At 37.2% G+C, this 17,662-nt stretch carries 11 protein-coding genes; 5 read left to right on the top strand and 6 right to left on the bottom strand.

All coding sequences use genetic code 11. The annotated features are described in order from the left end of the window. Positions 1–84 precede the first annotated feature (84 nt). The gene (locus RCC89_11060; GenBank protein WMJ73698.1) at positions 85–1,269 is read right to left on the bottom strand and encodes a TMEM43 family protein; all 1,185 of its coding nucleotides are present in this window, start codon (positions 1,267–1,269) and stop codon (positions 85–87) included. Positions 1,270–1,639: 370 nt separating this feature from the next. Between RCC89_11060 and RCC89_11055 the strand changes: the two genes are divergently transcribed. Continuing rightward, entirely contained in the window at positions 1,640–3,118 is a 1,479-nt protein-coding gene (locus tag RCC89_11055; protein ID WMJ73697.1) for a carboxypeptidase-like regulatory domain-containing protein, read from the top strand. Between the two features lie 52 nt (positions 3,119–3,170). Here RCC89_11055 and RCC89_11050 read toward each other — a convergent pair whose 3' ends face one another. Then, entirely contained in the window at positions 3,171–4,502 is a 1,332-nt protein-coding gene (locus tag RCC89_11050; protein ID WMJ73696.1) for a glycosyltransferase, read from the bottom strand. 174 nt (positions 4,503–4,676) lie between these two features. Next, positions 4,677–5,228 carry a hypothetical protein gene (locus RCC89_11045; protein ID WMJ73695.1) on the bottom strand — a complete coding sequence of 184 codons (552 nt, stop codon included), beginning with the start codon at positions 5,226–5,228 and terminating at the stop codon, positions 4,677–4,679. 303 nt (positions 5,229–5,531) lie between these two features. On the opposite strand from RCC89_11045, the gene RCC89_11040 reads away from it, so the two are divergent. The 3 genes from RCC89_11040 to RCC89_11030 all read left to right on the top strand — a co-directional run bounded on the left by RCC89_11040 (position 5,532) and on the right by RCC89_11030 (position 10,804). Further along, positions 5,532–6,287, top strand: coding sequence for a hypothetical protein (locus RCC89_11040; protein WMJ73694.1), 756 nt, complete (start codon positions 5,532–5,534; stop codon positions 6,285–6,287). Between the two features lie 122 nt (positions 6,288–6,409). Continuing rightward, a complete protein-coding gene (gene smc / locus RCC89_11035) occupies positions 6,410–9,937 on the top strand; it encodes a chromosome segregation protein SMC (protein ID WMJ73693.1) in 3,528 nt (1,175 codons plus the stop codon). A 90-nt stretch (positions 9,938–10,027) separates the two neighbouring features. Further along, positions 10,028–10,804: a polysaccharide deacetylase family protein gene (locus RCC89_11030; protein ID WMJ73692.1), complete on the top strand. Its 777-nt coding sequence runs from the start codon at positions 10,028–10,030 to the stop codon at positions 10,802–10,804. A gap of 73 nt (positions 10,805–10,877) precedes the next feature. Here RCC89_11030 and RCC89_11025 read toward each other — a convergent pair whose 3' ends face one another. From RCC89_11025 to argS, 3 genes are all read right to left on the bottom strand, one after another. Continuing rightward, on the bottom strand, positions 10,878–13,439 hold the full coding sequence (locus tag RCC89_11025; GenBank protein WMJ73691.1) for a PAS domain S-box protein: 2,562 nt from the start codon (positions 13,437–13,439) through the stop codon (positions 10,878–10,880). A gap of 113 nt (positions 13,440–13,552) precedes the next feature. Continuing rightward, a complete protein-coding gene (locus RCC89_11020) occupies positions 13,553–14,080 on the bottom strand; it encodes a glutathione peroxidase (protein WMJ73690.1) in 528 nt (175 codons plus the stop codon). A gap of 99 nt (positions 14,081–14,179) precedes the next feature. Then, positions 14,180–15,970 carry an arginine--tRNA ligase gene (gene argS / locus RCC89_11015; protein WMJ73689.1) on the bottom strand — a complete coding sequence of 597 codons (1,791 nt, stop codon included), beginning with the start codon at positions 15,968–15,970 and terminating at the stop codon, positions 14,180–14,182. Positions 15,971–16,241: 271 nt separating this feature from the next. Between argS and RCC89_11010 the strand changes: the two genes are divergently transcribed. Next, a complete protein-coding gene (locus RCC89_11010) occupies positions 16,242–17,636 on the top strand; it encodes an arginine decarboxylase (protein WMJ73688.1) in 1,395 nt (464 codons plus the stop codon). Positions 17,637–17,662 lie beyond the last annotated feature (26 nt).

The raw sequence follows: 17,662 nt of genomic DNA, 5'->3' as shown, positions 1-17,662 counted from the left end.
AAAAATAAGCCCGAAATTGAGAAGTAGGAATTCCTACTTCTCAATTTCGGGCTTTAAAGAACCTTTATAAAACATCAAATAGCATTATACCGCCGGAGCGCTTTCTGACGCTTTCTGAGCTTCTTTAAGCTTTTTCTTTTCATTAATTTTTTGGATAGCAAAAAATGCTGCAGCTCCCCCTACTACTAATAAAGTAATACCCAACACTGGCCTGTAATAAATCCATGCCAAAGAAATAGTAACAAATGAAATAGAGAATGAGGCAAGTCCAGAAATAATCCCAATTCCTACAGCTAAAATATTGCCTATAAAAGGAACAACATCTCCAATGACAGAAATAGGCTTTAATACCATTCCAAAACCAGCATACATAATAAACAGGCCAACAAAACGCAACAACCAAGTAGTAGTAGTATTTGTAGACTTAGCGCTATCAAACATACTTTCTGCAGATACATTACCCATAGAAAGCATAAACACATTTCCCCCTGCCTTTGCTTTATATGGCTCAAAACTATTGCTTACCTGTCTCGCAATTAAACTAACGTCTGAAGGGCTCACCACTTGAAAACTTACCTTCATATCTCCCACCTGTGGGTTACTTATGTCGTCACCTATAAATATTACGTTTTCAGACAGCTTGGCATTAGGAACCTTGGTAGTATCTACCGACTCAAGTTCAAGCGTCTTAAAGGCATTAATTTGGTCTACAAGACCAGAAGAGAGTTTAAATGCCCCTAACTCAACATTTGACGCAGTCCTGGAAGTAGCTTTGTATTTAAATTCAGAAGGGTTCTCATGTCCTTCAGTTTTTTTAAAATTATTAGAATTTACAGGTGAAGAAGCCCAAGACTTTTCATAAGAATAAGTAGTAGTAGTCTCTTCTGAACCACCTAGCTTCTTCTCGCTTTTACTGTCGCGCTTCTCTACCCACTGATACATTTCTACATTTCTCCTAAGCTTAATCCCATTTACAGAAACATCAAACAAGTTATCTTCTAAAATTTCCTCTGTATTGGCTTTCCCTGTCAAATGTACCAATGCTCCTTCATGGTCAGGGTTAACATTGTCGTTATCAATACTGACTACCGCACCTGCACCTTCCTCCAAGGTTTTGGCTGTTTTCACCGCTCTCCCCTCGTTCCACCAAAGAAGGTATACCGAACCAACTACACAGACAATTCCAAATAAAATTCCTTTAAATGCTCCTCCTAGCCTTGAAAGCCAAGATTGAGAAGTAACTTCTGTAAAAGAGTCGTTGTTTCCCATAGTTTAATTTTTTACAAAGTTTAATACAGTTTAAGTAAGAAAAGAATAATAAATAAAGATAGACAGATAAAATGTTTTAAAAAAATATTACACAAATAATAACTCGATAAAATCTATACTGAACAGGATAAATACCGCTACAAACTAAACTAGCTAAGCAAACAGTTTACGATCAAAAAAAATATCATTTAGGATAATTTGATTGCCTGTAGAACACCTTAATGAATATGGCCCTTGTTCTAAAACAAAACATTTAACCAAATTTCAACAAAGAGAAAAAAACATACATAATTTGACCTCTAATATTCAAAAAACCTTATCTTACCAATTAGCGAAAACTACACGGGGTATTTAAGCGTTATTTGCTACAATGAAATATCGGCTGACCATATTAGCACTCTTTTTTGTTCTGAAGCTATTCGCCTCCGGCAATCCCATTTCAGGTGTACTGCTGGATGCTGTCAGCAAAGAGCCTCTTGCTTATGCCAATATCGATATTTCAGGAAAAGGAAGAACTTATACGACAGACAGCCTCGGCCGATTTGTAATAAAAAATATTGCCCCAGAAGACACATTAGAATTTTCCCTCCTTGGATATGAAACGCTAAAAATGGCAGCCAATCAGGACGTAAGCAATGTATTCTTACAGCCTAGTGACATGCTTTTAGACGAGGTACAGGTACTTGCCAATTCACTAACAGCGAAAGAGGTGGTACAGATAGCCCAACAAAACTTTATAAAAAACCTATCATCAGGACCAGCTAAAAAGCGTTTATTCTTTCACACCTATGAAAAAATACCATTTCCCGAAGATAATCAAATCAATCTAAAGAGGTCAAACTTTGCTGGGATGGATAAGAAAACATTCTTAGACCTATACAGAAAACTACCCAATGAATTTGTAGAATACCAAAATGCTATAGTTGACCTATACACTTACAATCAAGAAGCCAAACTGGTACCAATCGATGGTATTTCTTTAGAGAGTGCGTCCGAGCAGAAATTAATGAAAGAATTTGGCATTGAATTGTCAGATTTTTTCAAAGACATTGAAGAAACCATTGACAATGAAGAAGTTTATTATAAAATACGTACTGGAATATTAAGTCGAAAGTTTCATGGAAACAGTGAGCATAAGGCAGCATGGGAATCTAACAAGACAGATACGGTACACATAACAGCACCAACAAAATATGTTAAAGCTGATATTATGCTTTTGATAAGAGACTATGCCAACATCGAAAGCAAGAACTGGGAATTCTTAAACAACCCTAAGAAATACAATTACACACTGGAGTTGACGCACCTCAACAATCAACAAACTTATAAAATTGATTTCTCGCCTAAGAAAAAGGGTTTATTTGAAGGTAAAATGTACGTCTCAACGTCTGATTATGCTATTCTTCAGCTAGATTTTGCCTATGCCCAGGACAAACAAACAGAAAAGTTTCAAATGTTTGGAGTAGGCCATTCTATGGATTTTAAACAAGCTCGTGTGGTCTTTGAAAAAGATACTTCTGGCTATTACGTAAAGTACATAGCTGCCAGGGAACATGAAACAGCTTCTATAGAGCGGACAATATCAATTACGAAAAATCAAAAACGTTTTCTTATTGATAAAAAGTTGAGTGAAATAAAAATGGACCTTCAGCTAACTTTTCATGCTGACAGTTACTGGGAATTACTGGTTCTTGAAAAATCGCCTATCGACCAACAACAATTTAATAATGCAGAGCAACCAGAAGCAGTAAAGTACAGGAAAGAACTAACAGCAAATCCTATTACACGGGAAAACATCACAGATTTGACCCCATTGAAAGACTTAAAAAAACTCCGTCAAAGGAAATAAGTAAAAAAGCCGACTGGGAGTCCAAGCCGGCTTTAAAGGTTGTTAAAAAAAATTAATTTACGATAACTTCTTCATGTCTTCCTTTTGTTTGGGAAGCCGATATTACATCATTAATATATTTCTCACATACTTGGTAAGCATCATACTCTTGGAACTCTTTGCTTAACTTTTCTACATTTTGTGCATATACTTTATTAGACAACACATCCCTAACCGCTTTGCCCAACTGCGCTGATGTAGGCGTATCTGTACCCAAATTCACTCCTAGTTTAAAATAACCTATCCTAGCAGTAATTTCATTTTTACCTTCATTCAACCCAGCAGCGACCAAAGGAACACCATGCGACAAGGCCATAAGCGTGCTACCATAACCTCCGTTGGTTATATACAAGTCACATTTAGGCATGATATAATCAAAGTCAACAAAATCTTCTACAATAATATTATCTTTACCATACTTGTTCCGTATTTCTTCAGTGTTAGCCCCTCCTGTTGCAACAATTACCAAACTATTTGAGTCTTTTAAAGCTTCTAAAGCAGGTATCATCAACTTTTCAGGCTCTTTGTTGTCTACTGTCCCCTGAGAAACCAAAATTACCTTGTCGTATTTTGACAACTTCTCTTCATGCTCAAAAGTATTTTCAGCAGTAGGTTTCTTATAAGGTAGCAAAGGCCCAACAAATTTAACTTTATGGCTCATATCGCTCCTCTTATATTCAAACCCTAGCACACCACTTTGAAGAAAAAGGCTAGGGTACCTGACGGCAACATCAAAAATCACATCATTAACCGGCTCCAGCCCATACTTTTTTAATATTTTATTGAACTCTACCGTCCCCTCTTTGAAAATCATATTCTTGGACATAAACCTCATAAGCCCTTGTTTAATTTTGGCTACGGCACCTTCTTCAGGCGCAATGCCCAATCCATAAGGGGCTAGGTCCTTTGAGGACTCCATGAGAGGCATTACCCCTACACATATTACTGGTATGTTGAGTAAATTTTTTATCAGATAATTAGCTGCAAATCCAGAGTCACAAACAACCAAATCAAAATCATACGATTCTTTGATTTCTTTAACATCCTCATAGTACTCCGGCGACCGTCCAATAAACACGTTCTTAATATCGAACTTGATCTTTTTTACAGTACTTTTAAGCTTTGCTCTTTCTGGAAAGACATCATCGAGGGTATCTTGAGTTAACTCTTTAGCCCTTTTTGTAGCATAATGGGAAATATCAAGCTTACGTAACTTGTCTGCATAATGACTACCAGTGTACCAGCGCACTTCAAACCCCTGCTCCTTAAGGTGCATTGCCAAACCAGTCAAAGGGTTAAAGTGTCCATCAAAAGGAGCGGTAGCAAAAAGTAATTTCTTAGACATATGAAAGTATTTTTATTAAGCGGATATGAGTTTTGATTAAATACAAAACTAAAAAAACATTAGAGAAAAGACTGCTTTTACAGCTATGATAATATAGACAGGCACATATGCCCCACAATGTAAGGCTTCTTTAACTACCAAAGAAAGCCACAACGACAAAATAGAGGCCGTGCGTTAGTCTTTATATTTTCTGTTGAACACCTCGCTTAAAATAAAAGCTTCTTTGGCACTCTGTGGATTTTTCAGCATTTCCAGTACATGGCCATAAGCAAGTGGCTTTTTACTTTCTTCTGTTGACTCAGGTTCTCTTCTTTTTTGCTCTGCCTGTGACTTATACTGACGACGTGAACTTTTATATTGCTCGCTTAAATTTTCTGTTTTTTTAAGCTTCTCAGCCTTTAGTTTAGGTATTTGCTTTGGAGTTTCCTCAGTGCTCTCTTGGCTACTCTTTTGAGGTTTAGGTCTTGGCTCTTCTACCCTTTCCCTCCCCCTTTCGATTTCCTGAAGAATGTCTTCAAAAGAAAAAACAGGTTTAGGTTCAGGAGCTTTATCCTGTCGTTCTTCCCAGTGTTGTGGACGCTGTTCCACTGGACGCTGTGGCTGCTGTTGAGGCTCTTCTTCAGGAAGCGGGGTTTCCTTACTTTTCTTGGTGCCTTTCATAAACTGATAAATAAAGTATATGATCAGCAACACCACATATACATAAAGCTTTATATCTTCTCCCATATGCAAATCTAAAAAATTTCAGTGATTTGCCTACAAAAAAATATGACAAACACACGCACCTTTTAACCCTGAAGGTCTTTGAGGGTTCACTATAAATGGAAAAAGATTATAGGCAAGAACTTAAATAATTAATATACAACACATTGCACCATTAAAAAAAACTATATCCAATCAAATTTTAAGCGTTTTTCGTAACGCCCTATGCTATATATCATAGAGAACTCATATTTCAAAAATAGAATACTTAATTATGTAAATTTGCGCTTCCTACATGTAAACCAAAGAGTTTAGACCAAGTATAGAATGTCAAAGATTTTCGTTTCAGCTATCTTCTATCTATCATTCTTTTATAGTCTGCCAGGGCAAACTATAAACAGCGATAAAGCCATTTATCAATATGCAAAAGATTGTAACTTCAGGGGGGGTGAAGAGGATAAATGCAAAAAAGGTATTCAGAAGGCTGACTCTATGTCAAAAACAAAAGATTATTACCTAAGAATAGGATATACTACCTTCAGTCCTACTATTATTAAAACTTATCACTATTTGCTACAAAAAAAGTATGGGTTAACTCCATATAGCACAGGATGCAAAATACTAAACACAGAAAGTTGTTGTTTTATAAAACGGTCAGAAGATATCCTTGATCAAAGGTTCGGAGAAAACTTCTTAAAAAAGATAGAGCAGGAAGCTGATAGTTTAGACGCAAAAAAACTTGGGTATTTACCACCCAAATATTTGGGTAAGGAAAGGGTTCTTGAAAAACACCTATATGCGAAACTAAAAAAGTCTTTTTCTAAAGCCGAACCCAAAGGCGAACTATCTTTTATAGTCCGTTTTGAAATTGATAGCACAGGAAAGGTAAAGCAGGTAAAACCTGATCATGTTGAGGAGCATGAAAAGCAGTTGCTAAAAAAGACGGTCAGATTAATAAAAAAGAAAGGACTTTTTAAGCCAGCACAATTTAACAGCAAGGATGTATCCGTTTGGTATAGGCTCCAGGTAGACCATTTTTTTCTGAAAGAAATATATTATTATGATTTTACCGAAGATGAATAAAATGTACAAAAACCCTAGCCCATAAGTATTTTTCAGAACTCCTTAAACAAACTTATCCTTACATATACCAATCAATAGAAATTAATATTTAAATTTGTATTCTCTCTCAATTTTAAATAAGCATGCAACTCAGTAAACTTGAGATAAAAGGATTTAAAAGTTTTGGCGACAGAATTGTTATAAACTTCAATGAAGGAATAACTGGTATAGTTGGCCCCAATGGATGCGGAAAATCCAATGTAGTGGATGCCATTAGATGGGTGCTGGGGGAGCAGAAAACACGAGCCCTCCGTTCTGAAAAGATGGAAAACATCATCTTTAATGGGACAAAAACACGAAAGCCTACCCAAATGGCTGAGGTTAGCTTGACTTTTAACAACACTAAAAACCTACTTCCTACCGAATACTCCCAAGTAACCATCTCAAGGCGGTACTACAGGTCTGGTGAAGGCGAATATCTTTTAAATGGTGTAACATGCAGGCTTAAAGACATAACTAATTTATTCCTGGACACTGGTGTTGGGTCAGACAGTTATGCCATCATTGAATTAAAAATGGTGGACGATATCCTCAACGATAAAGAAAACTCAAGAAGAGGGCTTTTTGAAGAAGCGGCTGGGATATCTAAGTTTAAAATAAGGAAAAAAGAGACCATCAGAAAGCTAGAGGACACAGACAAAGACCTGGAAAGGGTTGAAGACCTGCTTTTTGAAATAGGAAAAAACCTCAAAAGCCTTGAAAAACAAGCAAAACAAACAGAGAAATACTTTAGGATCAAAGAAGAATACAAAACAGCTAGTATACAGTTTGCCAGAGCAACAGTAAACCAACAGCAAGAAGCTTTGTCAGCCTTAAAGAAACAGTTTGAGAAAGAAAGCGATTTAAGGCTGTCTATCCAATCTAAAATTGCTGAGAAAGAAAGTGAAGCAGAGAAACTGAAATCTGACCTGGTCAATAAAGAAAAACTACTTTCCAGTAGACAAAAAACACTGAATGAACATGTCAACAAGATTAGGCATTACGAAAGTGAGAAAAAGATAAAGAATGAGCGCCTTAACTTTCTAAACGAAAAGCTTGCGACTGTATATGAGCAAATAGAACAAGACAGAAAAAGCAATGAAAGGGCTGAATTCAGCATGCGAAGCTTGGAAAAAGAGCTGGAGGTACAGGAAAAGCAGTTTGCTGAAATAGAGGCACGTATTCAAATATTTCAGCAAGAAGCTGAGGATCAAAAGCAACTCACTAATACGCTGCGTGAAGAGGTAACGGTCTTAAATAATCAGGTAAGGAGAAAGCAAGAAGAAGTTTATCAGCTAAATAAATCTATAGAGATAAACAACATTCAACTTTCTTCATTAAAGCAAGAGCTAGAAAAGACCGCTACTGACACTTCAAACAATGAGGGCAAACTCAATGATTTTGCCGAGAAGATTAAAGAAAAAGAAAGTTTACTGGCAGAGAAAAACGCCGCCTTTTCATCTCTTCAAAAGCAAGAAGAGGACATTAAAGAGCAGATTAAGAACCTAGAAGACCACTTGACCCTCATTCGTGATGAACTTAATGACACATCACGGAAAACAGATGCAAGGCAGAATGAATTTAACCTGACCAAGTCAATGGTCGAAAATTTGGAAGGGTTTCCAGACGCAATCAAGTTCCTAAAAAAGCAAGCTTCTTGGGGAAAAGAAAGCCTTTTGCTCTCTGATATCCTGACCTGTGATGAAAGTTATAGAATAGCTTTCGAAAATTACCTAGAACCCTACATGAACTACTATGTAGTGGAAACTCCCGACCAAGCTTATCAGGCTGTAAACCTCCTAAGTGACTCGGCAAAAGGGAAAGCCAATTTCTTTGTACTCTCCTATTTTGACAAATACCAGTCAAGTCCACTGCTCCAGTATGAAAACTGCATGGCAGCGCTGGACATTGCAGAATATGACAGTAAGTACAAAGGCTTGGTAAACTACTTACTGGACAATGTCTATATCGTAACTCGGCAACAGGAGAAAATGCCGGAATCAGAGGACAGTACCTTTATCACCCAAAGCGGAAAAATCATTAAGCGGCGCTACAGCATTTCTGGTGGTTCGGTGGGTCTTTTTGAAGGAAAAAGGATCGGTAGGGCAAAAAATCTGGAAAACCTGGAAAAAGAAATTAAAGAACTTAAGTCCAAACAAGAAAAAACAAAAACAGCTTTAAAACAAAAGCAGAGCGAGCTTGAAAAACTTAAACAGAACTCCCTTTCGGAACAAATTGATAAACTTAGGAGAGAAATTAGCCAAATAAACGAAGAATATGTTACCCTGAAAACCCGCAAGGAGCAGTTTGAGGAGTTGATTAATACTAATACTTTACGCCGGGAAGACATACTTGAAAAAATCAATCAACTGGAAGAGTCTATAAAGGAAAGTTCTCCTAAAGCACAAGAAGAAAAATCCTTGCTTCAAGACTTAGAAGAACGTTTGGCAGAGGCAAACCAAAACCTTCAAGCTGAAACAGATAATCAGAATAAAAAAACGGCTAAGTTTAACGAAGAAAACATTCTATATCATCAACATCAAAATAAAGTAAACAGCACCACACAGGAGATATCCTATAAGAAAAATGCTTTTGAAGCAAGCAAAGCTAGAATAGAAAAGAATCAGGAGGAAGCCAAAAAGACGGACCAGGAAATTAAAGCATTACTGGAAAGGGCTGACCTCAATGACGACGAGCTGGTTTCCATGTATCAAGAAAAGGAAAACATTGAACAAGGTGTCAATGAAGCCGAAAAAGAATATTATGCCTCAAGAAACGATATAGAAGAACTGGAAAATATATCTCGTGAACTGCGCAAGCAAAAAGAGTCTTCAGATAACTTGGTGCAAGATATCCAGGGCCAACTAAACGAAAACAAACTTGCCCTTACTTCTGTAAAGGAACGGTTAAGCGTAGAATTCAATGTGGATTTAGATGAAGTATTGAAAGAAGAAGTAAGCGAAGAACTGCCACCAGAACAGGAACTAAGGGAAAAGGTTGAAAAAATAAAAGGCCAAATGGACAGAATTGGCCCAATCAACCCTATGGCCATGGAAGCTTACAATGAAATTCAGGAGAGGTTCCAGTTTATCACCACCCAAAAAGAAGACCTTACCAATGCTAAAAAGTCTCTATTGGACACGATTTCTGAAATTGACCAAGTAGCCAAAGAGACTTTCATGGAAGCCTACAACAATATCCGTGAAAACTTTATCCTTGTATTCCGGTCATTGTTTTCTGAAGAAGATAGTTGCGACCTACGTCTAACAAACCCTGACAATCCGTTAGACTCATCGATAGAAATTATAGCAAAACCAAAAGGCAAACGCCCTTTGACCATCAACCAGTTATCAGGAGGTGAAAAAACACTGACCGCTATTTCGCTTTTGTTTGCTATTTACCTTATCAAACCTGCGCCTTTCTGTATTTTTGATGAGGTTGACGCTCCTCTGGACGATGCAAACATAGATAAGTTCAACAACATCATCCGAAAGTTCTCTGCTGACTCACAATTTATTATTGTTACTCATAACAAAAGAACAATGGCTAGCACGGATGTGATATATGGGATTACGATGGTTGAGCAAGGCGTGTCGAGGGTTGTGCCGGTTGACTTAAGGTCTCTGGTTTAATCCCCCCCTGATTAGCCATTTTCGTAAATGAAAGCCTATAACAAGGTTCTGTAAAATGCGTTATTAAGTTACAATTATTTTTAAAAACACATGCGCCACGGGATCACGTCTCTTTTATGTTTGATTGTTTTGTTTTTGTGCAACTGTAACAAGCACCAAACAGACCGACAACCAGGTGTATGTATTTCCTTTGATGACCGATTTGTCGATGAGTGGTACGAGATAAAGGACTTACTCGACACCTACGATGCAAAAGTCACTTTCTTTGTCACGCAGTTTGACTCACTAAGCCCTTCTGAAATAGACAAATTAAAAGCACTCCAAGACGCAGGCCATGAAATAGCAAGCCATGGAGCGCTCCATGTAATCTCAGAACACTACATTAAAGAACATTCCTATAAAAAGTATTTGGATGACGAAATAAACCATAACATTGCTACAATGGAAAAGCATGGTTTTCCCCCTAAAACTTTCGCCTATCCGTATGGTGCCAAATATTGGTTTACAGATTATCTGTTAAAGAATAGATTCAATTTGCTAAGAGGGGTAGCTTCGCACAATAAAGAAAAAGATCTAAGTGCTGTCAGTAAAGCCTACTATAGGTTTGAAGGAAACAGAGTCCTTGACGCCCTTGGAATAGATCATTTAAACAACATACCAAAAGACATGATGTCCAAAGCACTACAAAGAGCAGCGGCGCATCATGAAGTATTACTTCTCTTTGGCCATAAACCAACACATAACCCTTCTAGTGATTCCTATGAAGTCGATATTGAATTCCTAACTTTTATTCTTAAAGAGGCCCAACAGAAAGGTTTAAAGTTTTACAGGTTTAATGAACTGTACTTGCAAAAAGCTAAAGACTAAAAAATAGGATTAAACCTAAACTGTGCGATAGATTGCGTAATAAAAAGTTCTATTGCATCTTTCAGGTTTAATTTCAGGTATCTAATAAGCGCAGATAAACTTTAAACAAAGCACCTTCATCAGGTTTACTTTCTACCAGAACCTTTCCACCATTGTTCTCTACTATTCTTTTGACAATATAAAGGCCGACCCCGCTACCCTCTACATGATCATGCAACCTTTTAAACATAGAGAATATCTTCTTATGATGGGCAGGGTCAATACCCAAACCGTTATCCTTGACCTGTAGCAAATAATACTCACCTTCAACGCCACCCTTTATATCCACCTGTAAGGGACGTTCAGAAGACCTGTATTTTAAGGCATTGCTTACGAGGTTAAATATCACACTTCGAAGGTCTTTTTTGGAAAACTTTAGTGTACTTTTAGAAAACTCAAGGTTTATATTCGCACCAGAGCGGTGGACTAAATCTTTAAGACTAGCCAAAACCTCTTCAGTCAATGCTTTAACATCAATTTCGTCTATGTCTTCATGAATTCCTTTTTGTATTTTAGATATTTCAGTCAATTCATCTAAAGTATCTTTAAACTTGCCTATAGAAATATTAATCATGCCAATAATTTCCTGCAAATATTCATCGGCACATTCAGAGGACTCAATGGCTAAGGCATTTACCAAACCTTCCATATTGGAAACAGGCGCTTTTAAATCATGAGACGCCGTATACACAAAGTTATCGAGGTCATTATTGATTTTCACCAGCTCATAATTTTTTTCTCGCAAGGTTTTTTCTATCTTTTCCCTTTCAGAAATTTCCTTTTTTAAATTAAGATTGATCTCGTTAAGCTTTTGAGTCCGCTTACTAACTTTGTGTTCTAACAGGTTGTTGGTTGCCTGCAACTCCTGCTGAGCATTTTTCAGGTTGTTATAAGCTTCATTTAGGGCTTTGTTCTTTTGCGTAAGCTCTTTTTCTGCATATTTGATACTTGTAATATCATGCATAACAACCAAAGCTCCTACTTTCTCTTGTTGCTTGTTATATATTGGCTGACCACTAGTAACAAAAAAACGCACCTCTCCAGAAGCTGCCTGGCTGGCAATTTCTACATTTTTTAAAGTTTCTCCACGAAAAGCCCGCATAAGAGGTATTTCGTCTTCGTGTAAAGGTGTACTTCCATCCTCCTGCAACAGTTTATAGGTTTCAGACCATTGGTTAGGGTCAGCAAAATCATTCGTATCACCTACACCATGAAGTTCTCTAGCGGCCTTATTAAAGAACATAATTTTCCCTTCCCCATTACAAGCAATAATGGGATCGTATATGTTGTCAAGAATGACTTTCAAAAACTGCCTTTCTTTATCAAGCTTCTGCTCAACAACCTTCCTGTCGACTATACTACGGGCAGCAACCTGAACCTCAACAACCTGCTCCTCTTCTCCTTTAATAGAGTGCCCTGTAGACTCCAACCAAACCAATTCCCCAGATTTACTCCTAAATTTATGCTCCACTACCTGAATATCATCGGTCAAAAAGCACCGTGCAAAAGCTTGCTGCACTAAGTCCTTAAAATCTGACGGAATATAGTTAAACAAATTAGTATCGATTAGTTCCCTTGGGGTAAACCCAATAATTGCTTCAGAAGATGGCGATACATATAAAAAACTACCATCAGGGGCAATTCTCGCTATTATATCAGACGAGTTCTCAGCTAAAAGCCGGAAAGTCTGTTCTCTCTCCCTTAAAACATCTTCAAGCTCTTCCCTTTCGAGCATCTGTTTTGTAAGCTGGTCATTAGAAGCTTGAAGTTCCTCTTTATGATTTTTTAAATTTTCTTCAATCTTCTTCAAGTGCGAGATGTCCCTCACAATGAAAACCTCAGCGCTTTTTCCTTTATACCTTGCTTGGCGTTTTTTTATTTCTGCATAAAAGCTCTTTCCACCTTTACATAAGCCTTTATAAACTGTTGGCTCTGCTTCCAAGAAGGTATCCATTTCATAAAAACCTTCTCCAAGATCCTCTACTAAATCAAACACTCGGAGATTGGCAAATTCTTCCGCAGAATACCCAAATATTTTTTCAGCAGCTGAATTCGCCAATAAGATCTTCCCGTTCTCATGAATAAAGATAGCCTCATAAGAAGACTCAGACAGTGCTTTAAACCGCATCCTGCTTTCTTCTATTTCTAGTTGTCTAACTCGATGGAAAATGTCAAGAAGCTCTTTCTCAAGCCGGCTATAAAAAACCTCTAATTCTGATGCTATGGAAGTAATCAGGTAAGGGTCATTGGTATATTCTGGAAGAAATTTGAAAAGAACTTGTTTTCTAACGGAATGTATTATTGTTACTTCTTTGTGAGAAAGCTCTTCTCTAGACACATTATCCAATTCATCTTTTTCCCACTTTTTTATCTTTTCCATAGAAGCCTCCCATAGGCTATCATCCATAATACCTGAAAGGAAAACAGCCAAATCTTTTATGGTAGCTTCTATTAAAACCTCTTCGGGATAAGATTTATACTGTTCGGGCACACGAAAACTGTTTGCTTTGAAAAGCTCAAAGGCTTCTTTGCCCAAACTTTCCATGTGGTATTTCAATAAATATCCAGCATAAGGTTTTGCGTGTACGAATTGCATATTTTCCGACATTGAACAACTTAAAAATTAATAAGAGAACTTATCAAATTTGTTATTGTTTGCCAGAAAAAATAGATTTTATATAATTAAAGTAAGCAATAGGAAAGCCTGTACTAGATCTCGAGGGCTTTCATAAATTTTTCACTAAAAGGAGTAACAGAAGACCCGAAAAAATGCGTAAGCTTGCCATCCTCGTTTATTATGTATTTACAAAAGTTCCACTTAGGTTCCTGATCATTCCATCCATTTTGTTTAGGATCGGTCAACCATTGGTACAAAGGAGACTTTTCTTTTCCTTTAACAGGTAATTTTTCCAACATGAGAAAAGATACACCATAGTTAAGCCGGCAAAACTCCTGAATGTCTTTTTCTCCACCAGGCTCTTGGTTGCCAAAGTCATTAGAGGGCACACCAATCAACACTACCTTATCGCCATGTTTTTCATGAAGCTTCTGCAAATCATCGTATTGGTTGGTAAAACCACATTTAGAAGCTGTATTTACAATAACCAATTTCTTTCCCTTGAAATCGGACAAAGCCACCTTTTCCCCAGATAGGCTTGTTACTTCTAATTCGTATAAAGACATTGCCCCTGCGGGAGCGTCTGAAAAGTTTGATGGTGCTTTTTTGACAGTACCCATTCCAAAGCATGAGCTTAAAAAAATCAAGAGAGAATAAGGGAGTTTCATATGGCTTATAGGTATTAGCAAGGGCAGCACAAAACATGCTGCCCAAAATATTTACATTCGTTCTGGTACTTCAATACCCAGTAACAACATAGCTCTTCTAATAGTTTTGGCCACTGCCGCAGAAAAAGCAATTCTAAAAGCTAAGGCTGACTTGTTTTCTTCCCCAAAAATGGAAACATCAGCATAAAAGCGGTTATATTCTTTAGCCAGGTCATAGGCATACTGGGCAATTTCTGCAGGTGAATAGTTTTCAGCCGCTTCTTTAATTTTATCTGGATATTTGCTCAACAATACGATAACCTCCTTTTCAGAATCTTTAAGTTTATCAAGATCAGAAAAAGATTCTGGGTCAGCGTTGATATTGAGCTGTGCAGCCCGACGAAGAATAGCAGAAATCCTTGCGTGGGTATATTGGATAAAAGGCCCGGTATTTCCCTGAAATTCAATACTCTCTTTAGGGTTAAACAACATACGTTTTTTAGGATCAACCCGTAACAAAAAGTATTTCAATGCCCCAAGCGCCAACACCCTGAACAATTTTGCAGACTCCTCCTCATTAAATTCATCAACCTTCCCTAGCTCTTTAGTCTGCGCTTCCGCCGTTTGGAGCATTTCTTTAATTAGATCATCAGCGTCAACCACTGTTCCTTCCCTAGATTTCATTTTTCCAGAAGGAAGGTCTACCATGCCATATGACAAATGATAAATGCCACTGGCGTAACTCCGTCCTAGCTTTTTAAGGATAATCTTTAAAACATTAAAATGATAATCCTGCTCATTGCCCACCACATAGACGGATTTATCGATAGCATAATCTCTAAACTTCAAATCTGCCGTTCCCATATCTTGGGTAATATAAACAGAAGTTCCGTCAGAGCGCAGCAGCAGTTTTTCGTCTAACCCTTCATTACTCAGGTCAATCCAAACAGAACCATTGTCTTTTTTATAAAAAGTACCGTTTTTGAGACCCTCCTCCACAACAGACTTACCTAAAAGATAGGTATCAGATTCATAATAATATTCATCAAAATCCACGCCTATCATCTTATAGGTTTCTTCAAATCCCTGGTATACCCAGTTATTCATTTTTTCCCAAAGGGCACGGACTTCTTTGTCTCCATTTTCCCATTTAACCAGCATTTCCTGCGCCTCTTTCATCAATGGAGCTTCTTTTTTTGCAGCTTCCTCTTCAACCCCTTCCGACTTTAAGGTTTCTACCTCCTTTTTATACTCCTTATCAAACACCACATAATACTTTCCAATAAGGTGATCGCCCTTTATACCAGAAGACTCTGGAGTTTCACCATTGCCAAACTTTTCGTAAGCCAGCATAGACTTACAAATATGAATCCCCCTATCATTGATCAGGTTGGCTTTCACCACTTCATAACCGTTAGCTTTTAAGATTTCTGAAACAGAATATCCTAAAAAGTTATTACGGAGGTGACCAAGATGCAATGGTTTATTGGTATTCGGAGAGGAATATTCAACCATTACTTTTTCAGATTTCTTATCAAAAACCGCAAAGTCCTCGGCCAATATGGTATTTTTGAATAAATTGAGATAAGCGGAATCCGAAACTTCAAGGTTGAGAAACCCTTTGATAACGTTATAACCCACTATATCCGGCAAGTGCTCCTCTAAGTAAGCGCCTATTAGTTTACCGGATTCTTCAGGAGATTTTTTTGTATACCTTAAATAAGGAAACATGACAAAAGTCAAACTCCCTTCAAAATCTTTACTAGTATCCTGCAGAGATAGTGATTCGGCAGAAACTTCGTATTGAAAAATTTCCTTAAAAGCTTGTGCTATACCTCCTTTTATCGATTCTTCTAAATTCATCCTCGTGCTGTTAAAAAAGAAAACTATACCCTATCAGTAAAAGGGATTGTTGTTTATATAAACTTTGAGCCGCAAAAATAACCAATGTTCAAATTTAATATAAGATTTTCAGGAATTTTAGAACAAAAAATATTGAATATGCTCAAATGGAGCATGCAAAAGAATTAATTATTCAGTGAAAGTGTTTAGCTCATGCCGTTGCACTATTAATAAATTGTGTGCAATATTGTATAAATAACATAACTAACCATTTTATACTAACACAAAATATATGGATAGGTATATAGACCTAATAGAACAAACATTCTTTTTTCCTACAGATGAATTTAAAGTTCATGACTCAGAACTCCATTTTAATGGGGTCCCGCTCATGGATATTGTAAAAAAGTACGGAACACCATTAAAATTGACATACCTTCCGAAAATAAGCAGTCAGATCCAGAAAGCTAAAAAACTTTTTAATGAGGCCATTAAGAACAACAACTATAATGGTTCATATACTTATTGCTATTGCACAAAATCTTCCCACTTTCAATTTGTTATGGAAGAGGCCCTAAAAAATGACATTCATATAGAAACATCCTCTACCTATGACATAGAAATTGTAAAAAATCTATATCAAACAGGCCTAATAACCAAAGACACCTATATCATTTGCAATGGTTTTAAGCGCCCCCAATATACAGACAACATTTCTGAAATTGTAAACGAGGGCTTCAATTGCATCCCGATCTTGGACAATCTTTCCGAAATTGACATTTATGACAAACAAATTAACAAACCTTGCAACCTGGGCATACGAATAGCCGCAGACGAAGAGCCAAAATTCGAGTTTTATACCTCAAGGTTAGGTGTAAGGTACGGTGATATTATAAGCTTGTACAACGAGAAAATTAAGGAGAACCCAAAATTCTCTTTAAAAATGCTCCATTTCTTTATAAATACCGGCATTAAAGATTCTACCTATTATTGGAGTGAACTGAGCAGGTTTGTCCACAAATATTGTGAACTTAAAAAAATATGCCCTGAACTAGACTCAATAGACATTGGAGGAGGCTGGCCTATTAAAACATCCATACATTTTGATTATAACTACGCTTATATGGCAGACCAGATTGTAAAGACCATACAGCGAATTTGCAATGAACAAGGCGTGGACACACCAAACTTGTTTACAGAGTTTGGAAGCTATACTGTGGGTGAAAGTGGTGCGGCAATTTATTCTATCTTGGGAAGCAAATTACAAAATGACAAAGAGCTTTGGTATATGATCGACAGTTCATTTATCACCACGCTACCGGACACTTGGGGGCTGAGCCAAAAATATATTCTTTTGGCGGTAAACAATTGGAACAAACCTTATAACAAAATAAAGCTTGGTGGTGTAACTTGCGATAGTATGGATTATTACAATTCAGAAGCACATACTTCTGAGGTATTTTTGCCAAAAGCAACTCCAGAAAAAGAGCAAATTATTGGGTTCTTTCATACAGGCGCCTATCAAGAATCCCTAGGAGGCTATGGCGGGATACAGCACTGTCTGATACCTGCCCCTAAACATGTCCTAATCAACAGAGACGAAAACGGGGACATTGTAACTGAGCTTTTTGCCCCGGAACAAGACCAGGAGTCAATGATGAAAATTTTGGGATATAAAAAGCAATAGGCATCCCCTTTCTTCAACTTCAAAAT

The sequence above is a fragment of the Cytophagaceae bacterium ABcell3 genome (assembly GCA_030913385.1).
Classification (GTDB): domain Bacteria; phylum Bacteroidota; class Bacteroidia; order Cytophagales; family Cytophagaceae; genus ABcell3.
This window is presented reverse-complemented; position numbering and strand designations above follow the sequence as displayed.